This is a genomic window from Plasticicumulans lactativorans (genome assembly GCF_004341245.1).
Taxonomy (GTDB): Bacteria; Pseudomonadota; Gammaproteobacteria; order Competibacterales; family Competibacteraceae; genus Plasticicumulans_A; species Plasticicumulans_A lactativorans.
In genome coordinates this window covers 1-14159 of record NZ_SLWY01000036.1, presented here as the reverse complement: position 1 = coordinate 14159, position 14159 = coordinate 1, and the positions used below count along the sequence as shown (strand labels likewise).

Here is a 14159-nt window from a genome sequence, read left to right as displayed (position 1 = left end):
AAGGTCAGTTGTTTCATGGGACGGGAGCTCGGGTGACGGTGGGGCTAGTTTACGGCAATGGGTCGGTGGACTGACCGGATTTGATCAGATGTTCCCATAGCTTTTCCACAACAGGGTGTAGTGCCTTTACTCCATGAACTCTGCCATCAATATGCGGGGAAGCCCCGTAGTGCGATACAAGAAGTTTTAGTCGAGCGGAGTCGCCTGGATTCAAGAGCGCGGGCTTGATCGTGACCACATGATCTTTTCGCTCCAGTTCCAGAATTAGGGACTTGGGGACAGTGAACGCGACGACGGCCGAAAGAACCTTCGCGCCTTCCCCAAAATCAAGCGCTATTGGGCGTTCGTAATCACTAGCGGGTATCGGCGTATTGCCCGTATTTTCCACATAAACGAAAAGAATCCGCGGATCCTTAATCGGATGTCCTTCATAGAGCAACTGCAGCTTTCCTTCATCTTCCTCGATGACCGACAAGATAGGGCTATTCAAAACAATGTCGTACGAAAGGTCTTTCCGCTCACGCTGTGATCGATACAACGCGTACGACAAGCCGATGGTTAGAAGCGCTAGAAACGCGCCGACAAACTGCCAAATGGGGTCTCTGAGGAGTTCAATCATCGTCGTCTAACTAAAAGTAGACGGCCTATCGGCCGCATAAACACACCCGCGGTCGCGGGACCTTTAACGAAAAGTAGCGGTCGAGCAGTGGCGTGGCAAGCAGTGTCAACGAAGCGTCAACGCCGATGATGCGCACTGACAGCGATTGATGATAAACGCGAACGGAAGAGATTGATTTCGCTCGCGTTGATGATCAAGGATAAGCGTCTACAATAACGCACAATCGCTAGGTCGCAGGTTCGAGCCCTGCAGGGCCCACCAATAAAACAGGGGTTTACGCGCGAGCGTAGGCCCTTTTTTCATGGGCCGGGAGCGCCCCGACCGTCGCCGGAGAGGAGGTGTTGTGATGTCCCTGCGAGAACTGCTCGGTACCGATTGGCCGATCATCCAGGCACCGATGGCGGGCGTGCAGGGGAGCGCCCTCGCGATCGCCGTGTCCGCGGCCGGCGGGCTCGGTTCGCTGCCCTGCGCGATGCTCGGCCCGGATGCGCTGCGCAGCGAACTGGCGGCGATCCGGTCCCGTACCGACCGACCGTTCAACGTCAACTTCTTCTGTCACACGCCCCCCGTGCCGAGTGCGGAGCGGGAAGCCGCGTGGCGCAGCGCGCTCGCGCCGTACTACCGCGAGTTCGGCCTCGACCCCGCCGCCGTTCCCGCCGGACCGGGGCGCGCGCCCTTCAGTGCCGAATTCGCCGAGGTGCTGAGTGAGTTCGAGCCGCCCGTCGTCAGCTTCCACTTCGGCCTGCCCGCGGCCGACCTGCTGGCGCGCGTGAAGGCGTGGGGGGCCACGATCCTGTCGTCGGCGACCACGGTGGACGAAGCGCGCTGGCTGGAGGCCCACGGAGCCGATGCGGTGATCGCGCAGGGGGTGGAGGCCGGCGGCCATCGCGGCATGTTCTTGAGCGATGACCTGAGCACCCAGGTGGGAACGTTCGCCCTGCTGCCGCAAGTCGTGCGGGCGGTGCGCTGCCCGGTGATCGCCGCCGGGGGCATCGCCGATGCGCAGGGCGTGGCGGCCGCGCTCGCGCTCGGCGCCGCCGGCGTGCAGATCGGCACGGCCTACCTGCTGTGCCCCGAAGCCACCACCTCGCCGCTGCACCGGGCCGCCCTGCAGAGCGACGCCGCCGGTCACACCGCCCTGACCAACCTGTTCACCGGTCGGCCCGCACGCGGCATCGTCAACCGCCTGATCCGCGAGCTCGGCCCCCTCTCCTCTGCGGCGCCGGCGTTTCCGCTCGCCACCGCCGCCATCGCGCCGCTGCGCACCGCCGCCGAAAGCCGCGGCTCGGGGGACTTCTCGCCGCTCTGGTCGGGCCAGAACGTCAGCGGCTGCCAGACGATCCCCGCCGGCGAACTCACCCGCCGGTTCGCCCGCGCCTTCGGCTGACGACCGGCTGCGCGGACCTGCCGCCCGCTGCGGGGCCGGAGCCGGCCCGCCGCTGCGGCGCCCGCTCAGGCATCCGGGGTGGCGTCGTCCGCCTCGGCCTCCAGCAGCATGACTTCGCGCACCGCGAAGGTGATGCGGTGCAGCGCCTCGGCCCCCGCCGGCGGTGCGCCGTCGCTGCGCGCCACCTCGGCCGCGGACAGCAGGTGGCGGGACTGCACGTGATCCCCCGCCTGCTCCCAGTTGACGGTGATCGCGAGCCCCCCCGCCTCGTGCGGGTCCAGCGTCACGTGTCCGCCATCGGTGATCGCCGCGATCTCGGCGACCCAGTCGGCCAGCTGTTGCAGTGTCATCTCGACCTCCTCCCGCTGCGCGGATGCACACGCCAGAAGTCTAGCCTCCCTGCGGCGGGGGCCACCGGACGTTCCGCAGCCCGCGGCGCCGTCGGCCGCCGGGGGCATGCTCAGTGCTCGCGCAGCCGCGGGATCAGCTCGACGAAGTTGCACGGGCGGTGCCGGAAATCGAGCTGCTCGCGCAGGATGCGCTCCCAGCCCATGCGGCAGGCGCCGGTCGAGCCCGGCAGGCAGAACAGGTAAGTGCCGTTGGCGACGCCGGCGACGGCGCGCGACTGGATCGTCGAGGTGCGGATCTCCTCCCACGAGAGCATGCGGAAGAGTTCACCGAAGCCCTCGATCTCCTTGTCGAACAGCACCTTGACCGCCTCCGGCGTGCCGTCGCGGCCGGTGAGCCCGGTGCCGCCGGTGATCAGCACCACGTCGACACCGGGGTCGGCGATCCAGCGCGAGGCGATCGCGCGGATCGCGTAGACGTCGTCGCGCACGATGGCCTTCTCGGCCAGGTGGTGGCCGGCCTCGGTCAGGCGCTCGACGAGCGTGCGCCCGGAGCTGTCGTCGGCCTCGGTGCGGGTATCCGAAACCGTGAGCACGGCGATGGACAGGGGGATGAATGCACGGTTCTGCGACATGCGGGACCTCCGCGGGCGGGCCGCCCGGAGCCGGCTAGATAGCGCATCCGGCCGCCCGGCGACAGGGCCGGGATCAAGGCGGAACGCGCGCCGCCGCGGCAGGCGGCGATCATTGTGTTCGCCCGGCGATACTGCCAATCTCGTCCCCCTACCCAGGCCGCGACGGCGCGGCGCGCCGTGGCCCCACCTCCCAGGACCGCTCCACCGTGAGGCTGCGTTTCTTCGATCGCCTGTCGATCCGCCAGACCCTGCTGCTGACGGCCGCCCTCGCCGGCGTGCTCGGCGTCGTCGCGGGCGCGCTCGGCGGCGCGGGCGACGTCGGTGCAGGGCTCGCGGCGCTCGCCGTCGGCGCGCTGGGCGCCGGAGCGTGGGTGCTGGGCATCGAACGCGCCCTTGCCCGCGCGTTCGAGGAACTGTCGCAGCTCGCCCGCCGCGCCGGCCACGACGCCGACTACACGCTGCGCAGCGAGGCCGCCCGCAGGGATGCGATCGGCCGGCTCGGCGCCGACCTCAACGACATGCTCGAGCGGATCGAGCGCCGCGACCTGATGCTCGCCGCCGAGGTCAGCGCGCGTACCCGCGAGCTGGAAGACCTGAACGCGCAGCTGCACCACCAGGCCTTCCACGACACGCTGACCGGCCTGCCCAACCGTGCGCTGTTCGACGATCGCCTGGAACAGGCGGTGGCCTACTCGCGCCGCCACCAGCGCCGGATCGCGGTGATGTTCCTCGACCTGGACAACTTCAAGACCATCAACGACACCCTCGGCCACGCCGCCGGCGACGAACTGCTGATGCTGGTCGCCGAGCGCATCTGCCAGGTGCTGCGCGAGGTCGACACCGTGTCGCGCTTCGGCGGCGACGAGTTCACGATCCTGCTGCTCGAACTCTCGCCCGACGACTACGCCGAGCACATCGCGCGGCGCCTGATCGACAATTTCGAGCACCCGTTCTTCATCCAGAACAAGCCCGTCACCATCACCACCAGCATCGGCATCACCATCTTCCCCGACGACGTCCCCGAAGGCGGGATGACGAACACACTCGACCTGCTCAAGCGCAACGCCGACGCGGCGATGTACACCGCCAAGGATGCCGGCAAGAACACCTACCAGTTCTTCGAGGAGCACATGAACCGCGCGGCGCAGGAGCACCTGTCGATGCAGCTCGAGCTGCGCCGCGCGCTGCAGGAGAACGAACTGCACGTGTACTACCAGCCGGTGGTGGACCTGCGGCAAGGGCGCACGATCGGCCTCGAAGCGCTGGTGCGCTGGCGCCACCCCGAGAAGGGTGAGCTGCTGCCGGGCGCGTTCATCCCCTTCGCCGAGAAGTTCGGGCTGATCGCCCAGATCGACCAGTGGGTGCTCGCCGCGGTCTGCCGGCAGTGGCGCGACTGGCAGGCGCAACTGCCCCCCGGCTTCTGGGTGGCGGTCAACCTGTCGGCGGCGAGCCTGAAGAATCACGGGCTGGTCGACGAGATCGCCGAGGTCCTCTACAGCCACGGCGTGCCGGCCTCGGCCATCGTCATCGAGCTCACCGAGAGCCAGTTGATGGAGAACGCCCGCGACGTGCTGGGCCTGCTCCAGGGCCTGCGCGAGCTGGGGCTGCGGCTGTCGATCGACGACTTCGGCACCGGTTATTCCTCGCTCGCCTACCTGCGCCAGTTCCACGTCGACGCGCTCAAGATCGACCGCTCCTTCGTGCACGACCTCGGCAGTCACGACGCCGCTGCGATCGTCTCCACCATCGTCGCGATGGCGCGCAACCTGAAGCTGCGAGTGATCGCCGAGGGCGTCGAGACGCCGGCGCAGCTGGAGGTGCTGCGCGGGCTCGCCTGCGACTGCATCCAGGGATTCCTGTACGCCGCGCCGCTGCCGCCCGCCGCGGTGCCGGCGCAGCTCCACGCCGTGCTGGTGCCGCCCGGCGACGCGGCGCCAGACCCCGGGGCGCCGCCGCTGACGCCTTGAAACGCTGCGCCGCGCCCTCATCTCGCGGACAGGCCGGTGACCGGCCCCTGTGTCCACGTACCGTCTTCGAGGAGGTTCGCCATGAGCATCACGCGCTACGACCCGATGAGCCGCTTCACCCAGCTGCAGAAGGAGCTGGAACGCCTGTTCGACCCCCGCGCCCTCGGCAACGAGGACAGTTCCAGCGTCGCCACCTGCGACTGGATCCCGGCGGTCGACATCAGGGAAGAGGCCAACCGCTTCGTCATCCACGCCGACATCCCGGGCGTCGATCCCAAGGACATCGACATCACGATGGAGAACGGCGTGCTCACGCTGAAGGGCGAGCGCCTGAGCGAGCGCAAGGACGAGCGTGAGGGCTACAAGCGCGTCGAACGCGCGCGTGGCACCTTCTACCGCCGCTTCGGCCTGCCCGACACCGCCGATGCCGGGCGCATCAGCGCGCGCGGCGCCAACGGCGTCCTGGAGATCGTGATCCCCAAGCAGGAGTACACGCAGCCGCGCAAGATCACGGTCGAGAGCTGACCCTTCCGCGGGCGGCCCCGGCACGGGCCGCCCGCCCCACCGACGGCCACACACCATGCGCTTCAAGGACTACTACGAAACCCTCGGGGTGCCCCGCACCGCCGGCGCCGACGAGATCAAGAAGGCGTACCGGCGGCTCGCGCGCAAGTACCACCCCGACGTCAGCAAGGAGCGCAATGCCGAGGAACGCATCAAGGAGATCAACGAAGCCTGGGAAGTCCTGCAGGACCCGGAGAAGCGCGCCGCCTACGACCAGCTCGGCCCCGACTGGCGCGCCGGCCAGGAATTCCGCCCGCCGCCGGGCTGGCAGGCGCACACCCGCCGCGGCCCCGACCCGACGCGCGGCTTCTCGGGCGCCGACTTCAGCGAGTTCTTCGACAGCCTGTTCGGCGAACGCGGCTTCGCCGGCGCCCACGCCCACGGCCACGCCCACGGCCATGCCCACGCCCGCCCGCGCGCCGGCGAGGACCAGCACAGCGTGCTCGAGATCAGCCTCGAAGAGGCCTACAGCGGCGGCACCCGCGCACTCAAGCTCACGCCCGCCGGCGGCCACGGCGCGGCGCGCACGCTCAACGTGAAGATCCCGCCCGGCGTGGTCTCCGGGCAGAAGATCCGCCTCGGCGGCCAGGGCCAGGCCGGCAGCGGCGGCGGCGACAGCGGCGATCTCTACCTCGAACTGCGCGTGCTGCCGCACCGGCTGTACCAGCTCGACGGCCGCGACATCACCGTGGAGCTGCCGGTCGCGCCGTGGGAGGCCGCGCTCGGTGCACGCATCGACGTGCCCACGCTCGGCGGCCGGGTGACGCTCGCCATCCCGGCGGGTGCCCAGAGCGGCCAGAAGCTGCGCCTGCGCGGACGCGGCCTGCCCGGCGACCCGCCCGGCGACCAGTTCGTGCGCCTCGTCATCGTCAACCCGCCGGCCACCAGCGATGCCGCGCAGGCCCTGTTCCGGCGCATGCGCGACGAACTGGCGTTCGACCCGCGCGCCGCGCTCGGCTGAGGCCCGCCGCGGCGCCCCGCTTCCCATCCCGCACGGTGCGACCATGAACCCGATCCTGCGCCTCACGCTCGCCGCCTGCTTCGGCTTCGGCCTCGTCCTCGCCGCACCGCCGGCGGCACGGGCGGCGCTGCCGAGCTTCCTCGACGGCGGCGAGCCGGTGCCCACGCTGGCACCGATGCTCGAACGCGCCACGCCCGCGGTGGTGAACATCGCCACCGAGGCGCGCGTGAAGACCGCACGCAACCCGCTGCTCGACGACCCGGTGTTCCGCCGCTTCTTCAACGTGCCCGACCAGCCGCGCGAGCGCCGCACGCAATCCGCCGGCTCGGGGGTGATCGTCGACGCCGAGCGCGGCTACGTGCTCACCAACCACCACGTGGTCGAAGGCGCCGACACCATCACGGTGACGCTGCGCGACGGCCGCCAGCTCGCCGCCAAGCTGATCGGCTCCGACCCCGACAGCGACGTGGCGGTGGTGCAGATCCCGGCGAGCAAGCTGGTCGCGCTGCCCTTCGCCGACTCCGACCGCCTGCGCGTCGGCGACTTCGTGGTGGCGATCGGCAACCCCTTCGGCCTCGGCCAGACCGTCACCTCGGGCATCGTCAGCGCGCTCGGGCGCAGCGGCCTCGGCATCGAGGGCTACGAGGACTTCATCCAGACCGACGCCTCGATCAACCCCGGCAACTCCGGCGGCGCGCTGGTCAACCTGCGCGGCGAGCTGGTCGGCATCAACACCGCCATCCTCGCGCCGGGCGGCGGCAACATCGGCATCGGCTTCGCCATCCCGGTGAACATGGCGCGCCAGCTGATGGAGCAGCTCGTGCGCCACGGCGAGGTGCGCCGCGGCCTGCTCGGCGTCGCCGCGCAGGACCTGACGCCGCAGCTCGCGCAGGCCTTCGGGCTCGAACGCGACGGCGGCGCGGTGGTGTCGCAGGTCAGCCCGCGCTCGTCGGCCGAGCGCGCCGGCATCCGCCCCGGCGACGTCATCACCGCGATCAACGAGCGCCCGGTGCGCGACGCCGCGGCGCTGCGCAACGCCATCGGCGTGATGCGCGTGGGCGACGAGGCGCGCGTCGACCTGCTGCGCGACGGCAAGCCGTTCAGCGTGACCGCGCGCATCGGCGAACAGCACAGCGAATCGGCCAGCGGACAGGGCTTAAACCCGCGCCTGCAGGGCGCGAGCTTCGCCGACGGGCCCGACGGCGGCGTGCAGGTGCGCAGCGTCGAGCCCGGCAGCGCGGCGGCGCGCGCCGGCCTGCGCCGCGGCGACCTCATCGTCAGCGTCAACCGCCAGCCGGTGGCCGACGTCGAGGCGTTCCGCGCCCTCACCAGCGGCGCGCGCACCCTGCTGCTCAACATCCAGCGCGGCGGCGGCGCGCTGTTCCTGATGCTGCAGTAGCCCGCGCGCGTCAGCCGCGTGGGGCGAGCACCACGCAGTCGCGCCAGAGGCAGCGGTCCATCACCACGAACATCCCCGCCGCCTGCGCGCGTCGCGCCGCGGCGGCATCGATCACGCCGTCCTGCAGCCACAGCGCCGGCAGGCCGAGGCGGATGCAGTCGTCGACGATGCCGGCCACGTGCTCGGGGGCGCGGAACACGTCGACCAGGTCGACCGGGCCGGGGAGTTCGTCGAGGCTCGCGTAGGCGCGCTCGCCGAGCACGTGGCCGGTGCCGTCGACGATCGCCGGGTTGACCGGCAGGATGCGGTAGCCACGCCCCTGCATCGCCGCCGCCACGCCGTAGCTGGGCCGGCCCGGCGAGGGTGACAGCCCGACCACGGCGATGCTGCGCACCCGCGCCAGCAACTCGCGGATCTCGTTGACGGACGGGTTGACGAAGGCTTCACTCATGCGGGACCCCCTTGGCTGGATGCGCGGCGAGCATAGCGGATCGGCGCCGCCGCACGCGGCCCGGCCGCGGCTCGCCGCGGCGCCGGCGCGGTCCTAGACTTGCCCCCAGTGTGCCCCGCCGGCGAGACCTGCATGCGCGCCTCCATCCCCCCTTCCGCCCTGTATGCGCTCGCCGCCGCCGGGCACCTGTCGCCCGCGGCACTCGCCCGCGCGCTCGCGCTGCTCGACGTGCCGCCGGGCACCGCCGCGTGGCGGCGCTTCCTCGACCGTCTGCTGGGCCTGCTCGGCGCCCTGCTGCTGGTGGCCGCCGCGGTGTTCTTCATCGCCGCCAACTGGAGCGGGCTGTCGCGCTTCGCGCAGTTCGCGCTGCTGCAGGCGGCGCTGCTCGGCGCCGTGCTGTTCGCCGCCCGCCGCGGCCTCGACGGCTGGGGCGGACGCGGCGCGCTGCTCGCCGCCGCGCTGCTGCTCGGGCCGCTGCTCGCGCTGCTCGGGCAGACCTACCAGACCGGCGCCGACCCCTGGGAGCTGTTCGCCAGCTGGGCTGCGCTGATCACGCCGTGGGCGCTGGCCGGGTGCTTCGCACCGCTGTGGCTGGTGTGGCTCGCGCTGCTCGACCTCGCCGTGCTGCTCTACTTCGGCGAGGCGCGCGGCCTGCCACCGGAGTTCCTGTTCCTCGGCCACCCCAACGGCGGCCTCGTCGCGCTGCACGCCGCCGTGCTGGTCGGCTGGGAGTACGCGGCGGTGCGCGGCGTGGGCTGGCTCGCCGGGCGCTACGGGCCGCGCCTGATCGCGACGCTGCTGCTCGCCGACCTGACGCTGCTCGCGCTGTGGCGCGTGCTCGATTTCGGCCGCGCCGGCGGTGACTGGGCGCTGCCGGTGTGGGCCCTCGCGCTGGCGGCGCTCTACGGCGCCTACCGCCACTGGCGCCGTGACCTCTACCTGCTCGCGCTCGGCTGCGCCGCCGGCATCGTGGTGATCACCGCCGCGCTCGGCCGGCAGCTGTTCACGCACCATCTCGACGCCGGCGGCCTGCTGCTGCTCGGGCTCGTGGTGATCGGGCTGTCGGCGGGCGCCGGCGCGTGGCTGCGCGCGCTGGCGCGGGAGACCCCGCATGACGCCGACTGAGCTGTTCGCACGCCTGCACGCCGAGGGGCTGGTCGCTGCGCCACAGCCGCCGGCGCCGCCGGCCGCCGCCAGCCCGTGGTTCGTGCGCGTGCTGCTCGGCGGCTGCGGCTGGCTCGGCGCGCTGCTGCTGGTGGCGGCGCTCGGGGTGCTGCTCGGCGAGCGGCTCAGCCGGAACGAGGCGGCGCTGGCCGGGTGCGGCGCGCTCGCGGTCGCGGCGGCGCTCATGCTGGCGCGGCGGGCACCGGGGGATCTGGGGGCACAGTTCGCGCTCGCGCTGTCGCTCGCCGGGCAGATGGCGATCCTCGCCGCGCTGGCGATGCAGCTCGACTACGGCCTTGGCGTGCTGTTCGCGCTGGCGGTCGGCGCGCTGTCGGCGCCACTGTTCGTCGTCTACCCCGAGCCGCTGCACCGCTTCTTCAGCGCGCTGGCGCTGTGCTGGGCGTGGGACCGGCTGTGCCGCGCCTTCGGCGACGACCTCTGGACGGTGCTGTTCGACCCCGGCGGCGCGGGCCTCGCCGGTACCTCGCTGGCGAGCGCGACCGCGCTGACGCTGCTCGCCGCGGCACCGCTCGCGCTCGGCGCCGCGTGGCTGTGGCTGCACCACCGCGACTGGGCCGGCAGCGCGCGCGCGGCCTGGTGCGCACCGGCAGCCTGGGCGGTGACGCTGAGCCTGCAGTTGCGGCTCGGCGAAGCGGCCTGGTACGACGCCCTGCGGTTCACCCGCGGCCACACGCCGTGGCTGTACGCCGGCGGCCTCGCCCTCGCGGTCGCCGCCGGGCTGCTGTACGCGGTGCACGGCCTCACCCTCGCCGCCCCCGCGCGCCTGCGCGCCGCCGCGCTCGGCGCGGCCGCTGCCGTGGCGCTGGCGACGCTGCCGGCACCCGGCATCGGCGCCGCGCTCACGCTGCTGCTGCTCGGCTTCCACGCCGGGCTGCGCGTGCTGATGGGGCTGGCGCTGCTCGGCCTGCTCGGCTGGATCGCGCAGTACTACTACCTGCTCGCGCTCGGCCTGCTGGCGAAGTCGGCGGTGCTCGCCGCGACCGGCCTGCTGCTGCTCGGGGTGCGCGCCGCGCTCGCGCGCGGCTTCCTCGCCGGAGCCGGCGATGTGGCGTAAGTGGCTGCTGTTGCTGGGCCTCGCGCTGGTGCTGGCGGCCGTCAACACGACCCTCTACCAGCGCGAGCACCTGCTCGCCCACGGCACGGTGCTGCGCCTCGCGCTGGCGCCGGTCGATCCGCGCTCCCTGCTGCAGGGCGACTACATGGCGCTGCGCTTCGCCGTGGCCGTGGAGGCCGCCGCTGCGCGCGCGGCGGCGGCCGGGGACGGCGGCAGCGGGCTCTTGGTGCTCGCGCTCGATGCGCGCGGCGTGGGGCGGTTTCGCCGCTTCCACGCCGAGGGCACGCCGCTCGCCGTCGACGAGCACCTGCTGCGCTACCGCGTGCGCAACGGCCAGCTGCGCCTCGGCACCGACGCGTTCTTCTTCGAGGAGGGCCAGGGCGGCGCCTACGCGGCGGCGCGCTTCGGCGAGTTCCGCCTCGCCGCCGACGGCACCGCGCTGCTCACCACGCTGCTCGACGAGCACCTGGCGCCGCTCGGCCGCGAGGCCGCCGCGGCGCGCTGAGCGCTCAGGCGGGCAGCACCTGCTCGCCGGCGAACAGCGCGCTCACCTGCTCGCGCGCGCGCACCAGGTGCACCCGCGCACCGTCGACCATCACCTCGGCGGCACGCGGGCGGGTGTTGTAGTTGCTGCTCATCGCGAAGCCGTAGGCGCCGGCCGAGCGCACCGCCAGCAGGTCGCCGGCGACCACGCCGAGTTCGCGCTCCTTGCCGAGGAAGTCGCCGGTCTCGCAGATCGGGCCGACCACGTCGTAGCGACGCAGTTCGCGCTCCAGCGTGGCATCGGCCGGCACGATCTCCATCCACGCCGAGTACAGCGAGGGGCGGATCAGGTCGTTCATCGCCGCGTCGACCACGGCGAAGTTCTTGTACGGGGCGAGCTTCAGCAGCTCCACCCGGGTCAGCAGGATGCCGGCATTGCCGACGATCGCGCGCCCGGGCTCGATCAGGATCTCGTACGGCAGCGCGTGCAGGCGTTCGAGCATGCGTGCCGCGTACTCGGAGGGCTGCGGCGGGTTCTCGTCGCGGTAGCGGATGCCGAGGCCGCCGCCGAGGTCGAGGTGGTGGATGGTGATGCCCTGCGCCTCCAGCCGGTGCACCAGATCGAGCAGGCGGTCGAGCGCGTCGCCGAACGGCGCGAGCTGGGTGAGCTGCGAGCCGATGTGGTAGTCGACGCCGGTCACCTGCAGGTTGGGCAGGCGCGCGGCGCGCGCGTAGAGGCGCGGCGCGTCGGCGATGTCGATGCCGAACTTGTTCTCCTTGAGCCCGGTGGAGATGTACGGGTGCGTCCCCGGGTCGACGTCGGGGTTGATGCGCAGGCTCACCGGCGCGCGCACTCCGCGCCGCTCGGCCACCTGCTGGATGCGCTCGAGCTCGGCCTCGCTCTCGACGTTGAAGCAGCGGATCCCCACCGCCAGCGCGCGGTCGATCTCGTGCGCCTGCTTGCCGACCCCCGAGAACACCACGCGCGCCGGGTCGCCGCCGGCGGCGAGCACGCGCTCGAGCTCGCCGACCGAGACGATGTCGAAGCCCGAACCCAGCCGCGCCAGCACGTTCAGCACGCCGAGGTTGCCGTTGGCCTTGACCGCGTAGCAGATCAGGTGCGGATGCGCGCCGAAGGCGGCGTCGAACACGCGGTAATGGCGTTCGAGCGTGGCGCGCGAGTACACGTAGCACGGCGTGCCGAACTGCGCGGCGATGTCGGCGACGGCGACGTCTTCGGCGTACAGCCGGCCGTCGCGGTAGTTGAAATGGTCCATGGCGGGTTCCGGCGTCGGGAGGATGGGACGGGTTCAGCCGGCCGGCTTGGCGGGCTTGGCAGGCTTCGGGGTTTCCGGCGGCGGCTGGTACAGCGGCCCCTTGAGGCCGCAGCCGGCGAGCACCGCGACGGCGAGCAGGGCCAGCAGGGCGCGGGCGACGGTGGCTTTCATCGGCGGCATCTCGGCGTGAAGGGCGGCAGTATAGCCGCAACGTCGACCGTCGCAGCGCCGGCGCCCGATGCGCAGCGGTGGCGTGAAGCGCTGTCCGGTATTTTTGGAAATTAATTCCGAAAAATTGTAAACACTGTGCAATACAGCTAGGATGACGCGAGCGCGGCCTCGCTCCGGCGCCGCGCCCGACGACCACCCGAGGAGAACGCCATGGACAAGCTGCGCATCATCGCCGGCCCCTATACCTTCGTCGCCCGCTTCGAACGCGAGGCAGCCCCCAAGACCTGCGCCGCCTTCGAGCGCGTGCTGCCGTTCGCGAACCAGGTCATCCACTCGCGCTGGAGCGGCGAAGCGGTGTGGATCCCGCTCGGCGACTACGAACTGGGCGTGGACTTCGAGAACCACACCAGCCACCCGTCGCGCGGCGACATCCTGTTCTACCCGGGCGGCTTCAGCGAGACCGAGTTCCTGCTCACCTACGGCAGCGCCTGCTTCGCCAGCAAGATGGGCCAGCTCGCCGGCAACCACTTCCTGACCATCACCGAAGGCCTGGAGAACCTCTACGCCTTCGGCCGCATGGTGCTCTACAAGGGCGCGCAGGAGATCCGCTTCGAGCCGCTGTAGGCGCCATGCCGATGGACGCCGCCGCGCTGCATCACCTGCCGCTGCTGCTCGGTGCCGCCTTCGTCGCCGGCGCGCTCAATGCCGTGGCCGGCGGCGGCAGCTTCCTGACCCTGCCGGCGCTGGTGTACGCCGGCGTCCCGGCGGTCACCGCCAATGCCACCGGCACCGCCGCGCTGCTCCCCGGCTACCTGTCGAGCACCTGGGCCTACCGCCACGACATCCGCACGCGGCGCCACGCCTCGCTGCCGGCCACCGTGCTGGCGAGCCTCGGCGGCGGCGCCCTCGGCGCCGGGCTGCTGCTGCTGACCCCCAACGCCACCTTCCGCGCCATCGTGCCCTGGCTGCTGCTGCTCGCCACCGCGCTGTTCGCGGCCGGGCCGTACCTGCTCACCCACCTCAGGCGCACGCAGGTCGCCGGCACCACGGCGACCTGCGCCGGGGTGTTCGCGGTATCGGTGTACGGCGGCTACTTCAACGGCGGACTCGGCATCATGCTGCTCGCGCTCTACGGGCTGCTCGGCCACACCGACCTGAACGCGATGAACGGGCTCAAGAACCTGCTGTCGGCAGTGCTGACCACCATCGCCGTCGCGCTCTACGCGCTCGGCGGCGCCATCCTGTGGAGCGATGCCGCGCTGATGGCGCTCGCCGCCACCGCCGGCGGCTGGGTGGGCGCGCACTACGGCCGCCGCCTGCCGCCGCGCTGGCTGCGCGCCGGCATCATCGCCACCGGGCTGGTGATGACGGTGCTGTTCTTCCGCCGCTGAACCGCGCCGGCCCCACCAGCGCGACGCCCCCTCAGCCCCCGCAAATGAAGCGGCCCGAACCCCGGTCAGGGGTTCGGGCCGTGTCATCTACGCTCGGCGACGACGCCTCCGGGATCGCCGGGGGGCCGCGCAGGACTCACGCGGGCAGCGCGTCCAGCGTCACCTCGACTTCGAGCGGAATCTCATCGCAGTTGTCGCCGGGTCCGTCGCGGTCGAGGACGAGGAAGTCGGCGGCGCGCTCGAGGGTGAGGAGCGGGTGGTGCCAGAC

The 14159-nt window shown here is 71.8% G+C and carries 17 protein-coding genes; 10 read left to right on the top strand and 7 right to left on the bottom strand.

What is annotated here, in order from left to right; genetic code table 11:
- Positions 1 to 49: 49 nt before the first annotated feature.
- The gene (locus EV699_RS19160; RefSeq protein WP_132545846.1) at positions 50 to 619 is read right to left on the bottom strand and encodes a hypothetical protein; all 570 of its coding nucleotides are present in this window, start codon (positions 617 to 619) and stop codon (positions 50 to 52) included.
- Positions 620 to 965: 346 nt separating this feature from the next.
- On the opposite strand from EV699_RS19160, the gene EV699_RS19155 reads away from it, so the two are divergent.
- The gene (locus tag EV699_RS19155; RefSeq protein WP_132545844.1) at positions 966 to 2006 is read left to right on the top strand and encodes an NAD(P)H-dependent flavin oxidoreductase; all 1041 of its coding nucleotides are present in this window, start codon (positions 966 to 968) and stop codon (positions 2004 to 2006) included.
- Positions 2007 to 2071: 65 nt separating this feature from the next.
- On the opposite strand, the gene EV699_RS19150 is transcribed toward EV699_RS19155, so the two are convergent.
- Together EV699_RS19150 and moaB are read right to left on the bottom strand one after the other, a co-directional pair.
- Entirely contained in the window at positions 2072 to 2356 is a 285-nt protein-coding gene (locus EV699_RS19150; protein ID WP_132545842.1) for a hypothetical protein, read from the bottom strand.
- 110 nt (positions 2357 to 2466) lie between these two features.
- Complete coding sequence (gene moaB / locus EV699_RS19145; RefSeq protein ID WP_132545840.1) at positions 2467 to 2988, bottom strand: molybdenum cofactor biosynthesis protein B; 522 nt, start codon at positions 2986 to 2988, stop codon at positions 2467 to 2469.
- A gap of 206 nt (positions 2989 to 3194) precedes the next feature.
- Between moaB and EV699_RS19140 the strand changes: the two genes are divergently transcribed.
- From EV699_RS19140 to EV699_RS19125, 4 genes are all read left to right on the top strand, one after another.
- On the top strand, positions 3195 to 4955 hold the full coding sequence (locus EV699_RS19140) for a putative bifunctional diguanylate cyclase/phosphodiesterase (RefSeq protein WP_132545837.1): 1761 nt from the start codon (positions 3195 to 3197) through the stop codon (positions 4953 to 4955).
- A gap of 81 nt (positions 4956 to 5036) precedes the next feature.
- Positions 5037 to 5480, top strand: a complete 444-nt coding sequence (locus tag EV699_RS19135; RefSeq protein ID WP_132545835.1) for an Hsp20/alpha crystallin family protein — start codon at positions 5037 to 5039, stop codon at positions 5478 to 5480.
- Positions 5481 to 5535: 55 nt separating this feature from the next.
- Positions 5536 to 6480, top strand: coding sequence for a DnaJ C-terminal domain-containing protein (locus EV699_RS19130; protein WP_132545833.1), 945 nt, complete (start codon positions 5536 to 5538; stop codon positions 6478 to 6480).
- 43 nt (positions 6481 to 6523) lie between these two features.
- Positions 6524 to 7879 carry a DegQ family serine endoprotease gene (locus EV699_RS19125; protein ID WP_132545831.1) on the top strand — a complete coding sequence of 452 codons (1356 nt, stop codon included), beginning with the start codon at positions 6524 to 6526 and terminating at the stop codon, positions 7877 to 7879.
- A 10-nt stretch (positions 7880 to 7889) separates the two neighbouring features.
- Here the strand turns inward: EV699_RS19125 and EV699_RS19120 are convergent, their stop codons facing one another.
- The gene (locus tag EV699_RS19120; RefSeq protein WP_132545829.1) at positions 7890 to 8330 is read right to left on the bottom strand and encodes a CoA-binding protein; all 441 of its coding nucleotides are present in this window, start codon (positions 8328 to 8330) and stop codon (positions 7890 to 7892) included.
- A 132-nt stretch (positions 8331 to 8462) separates the two neighbouring features.
- On the opposite strand from EV699_RS19120, the gene EV699_RS19115 reads away from it, so the two are divergent.
- The 3 genes from EV699_RS19115 to EV699_RS19105 are packed head-to-tail and all read left to right on the top strand — an operon-like array spanning position 8463 to position 11074.
- The gene (locus EV699_RS19115) at positions 8463 to 9455 is read left to right on the top strand and encodes a DUF2157 domain-containing protein (RefSeq protein ID WP_132545827.1); all 993 of its coding nucleotides are present in this window, start codon (positions 8463 to 8465) and stop codon (positions 9453 to 9455) included.
- Positions 9442 to 10569 carry a DUF4401 domain-containing protein gene (locus EV699_RS19110; protein WP_132545825.1) on the top strand — a complete coding sequence of 376 codons (1128 nt, stop codon included), beginning with the start codon at positions 9442 to 9444 and terminating at the stop codon, positions 10567 to 10569. The genes EV699_RS19115 and EV699_RS19110 overlap by 14 nt, the downstream gene beginning before the upstream one ends.
- The gene (locus EV699_RS19105) at positions 10559 to 11074 is read left to right on the top strand and encodes a GDYXXLXY domain-containing protein (RefSeq protein ID WP_132545823.1); all 516 of its coding nucleotides are present in this window, start codon (positions 10559 to 10561) and stop codon (positions 11072 to 11074) included. The genes EV699_RS19110 and EV699_RS19105 overlap by 11 nt, the downstream gene beginning before the upstream one ends.
- A gap of 4 nt (positions 11075 to 11078) precedes the next feature.
- Here the strand turns inward: EV699_RS19105 and lysA are convergent, their stop codons facing one another.
- Complete coding sequence (lysA, locus tag EV699_RS19100) at positions 11079 to 12329, bottom strand: diaminopimelate decarboxylase (RefSeq protein ID WP_132545821.1); 1251 nt, start codon at positions 12327 to 12329, stop codon at positions 11079 to 11081.
- Positions 12330 to 12362: 33 nt separating this feature from the next.
- Positions 12363 to 12500, bottom strand: a complete 138-nt coding sequence (gene lptM, locus EV699_RS20050) for an LPS translocon maturation chaperone LptM (RefSeq protein ID WP_165904211.1) — start codon at positions 12498 to 12500, stop codon at positions 12363 to 12365.
- A gap of 210 nt (positions 12501 to 12710) precedes the next feature.
- Here lptM and EV699_RS19095 point away from each other — a divergent pair, with 210 nt between their 5' ends.
- Together EV699_RS19095 and EV699_RS19090 are read left to right on the top strand one after the other, a co-directional pair.
- Positions 12711 to 13124, top strand: coding sequence for a DUF3830 family protein (locus tag EV699_RS19095; protein ID WP_132545819.1), 414 nt, complete (start codon positions 12711 to 12713; stop codon positions 13122 to 13124).
- A gap of 11 nt (positions 13125 to 13135) precedes the next feature.
- A complete protein-coding gene (locus EV699_RS19090) occupies positions 13136 to 13891 on the top strand; it encodes a sulfite exporter TauE/SafE family protein (protein ID WP_132545817.1) in 756 nt (251 codons plus the stop codon).
- Between the two features lie 136 nt (positions 13892 to 14027).
- Here EV699_RS19090 and EV699_RS19085 read toward each other — a convergent pair.
- On the bottom strand, positions 14028 to 14159 hold a 132-nt coding region (locus EV699_RS19085), incomplete at its 5' end, for an ureidoglycolate lyase (RefSeq protein WP_207923028.1).

Excerpts from the sequence above, each read along its gene's own strand:
- EV699_RS19135 (WP_132545835.1), top strand. The coding sequence starts at position 5,037 with ATGAGCATCACGCGCTACGACCCGATGAGCCGCTTCACCCAGCTGCAG.
- EV699_RS19125 (WP_132545831.1), top strand. The coding sequence starts at position 6,524 with ATGAACCCGATCCTGCGCCTCACGCTCGCCGCCTGCTTCGGCTTCGGC.
- EV699_RS19130 (WP_132545833.1), top strand. The coding sequence starts at position 5,536 with ATGCGCTTCAAGGACTACTACGAAACCCTCGGGGTGCCCCGCACCGCC.
- EV699_RS19155 (WP_132545844.1), top strand. The coding sequence starts at position 966 with ATGTCCCTGCGAGAACTGCTCGGTACCGATTGGCCGATCATCCAGGCA.
- lysA (WP_132545821.1), bottom strand. The coding sequence starts at position 12,329 with ATGGACCATTTCAACTACCGCGACGGCCGGCTGTACGCCGAAGACGTC.
- EV699_RS19110 (WP_132545825.1), top strand. The coding sequence starts at position 9,442 with ATGACGCCGACTGAGCTGTTCGCACGCCTGCACGCCGAGGGGCTGGTC.
- EV699_RS19115 (WP_132545827.1), top strand. The coding sequence starts at position 8,463 with ATGCGCGCCTCCATCCCCCCTTCCGCCCTGTATGCGCTCGCCGCCGCC.
- EV699_RS19095 (WP_132545819.1), top strand. The coding sequence starts at position 12,711 with ATGGACAAGCTGCGCATCATCGCCGGCCCCTATACCTTCGTCGCCCGC.
- lptM (WP_165904211.1), bottom strand. The coding sequence starts at position 12,500 with ATGAAAGCCACCGTCGCCCGCGCCCTGCTGGCCCTGCTCGCCGTCGCG.
- EV699_RS19160 (WP_132545846.1), bottom strand. The coding sequence starts at position 619 with ATGATTGAACTCCTCAGAGACCCCATTTGGCAGTTTGTCGGCGCGTTT.
- EV699_RS19105 (WP_132545823.1), top strand. The coding sequence starts at position 10,559 with ATGTGGCGTAAGTGGCTGCTGTTGCTGGGCCTCGCGCTGGTGCTGGCG.
- moaB (WP_132545840.1), bottom strand. The coding sequence starts at position 2,988 with ATGTCGCAGAACCGTGCATTCATCCCCCTGTCCATCGCCGTGCTCACG.
- EV699_RS19120 (WP_132545829.1), bottom strand. The coding sequence starts at position 8,330 with ATGAGTGAAGCCTTCGTCAACCCGTCCGTCAACGAGATCCGCGAGTTG.
- EV699_RS19090 (WP_132545817.1), top strand. The coding sequence starts at position 13,136 with ATGGACGCCGCCGCGCTGCATCACCTGCCGCTGCTGCTCGGTGCCGCC.
- EV699_RS19150 (WP_132545842.1), bottom strand. The coding sequence starts at position 2,356 with ATGACACTGCAACAGCTGGCCGACTGGGTCGCCGAGATCGCGGCGATC.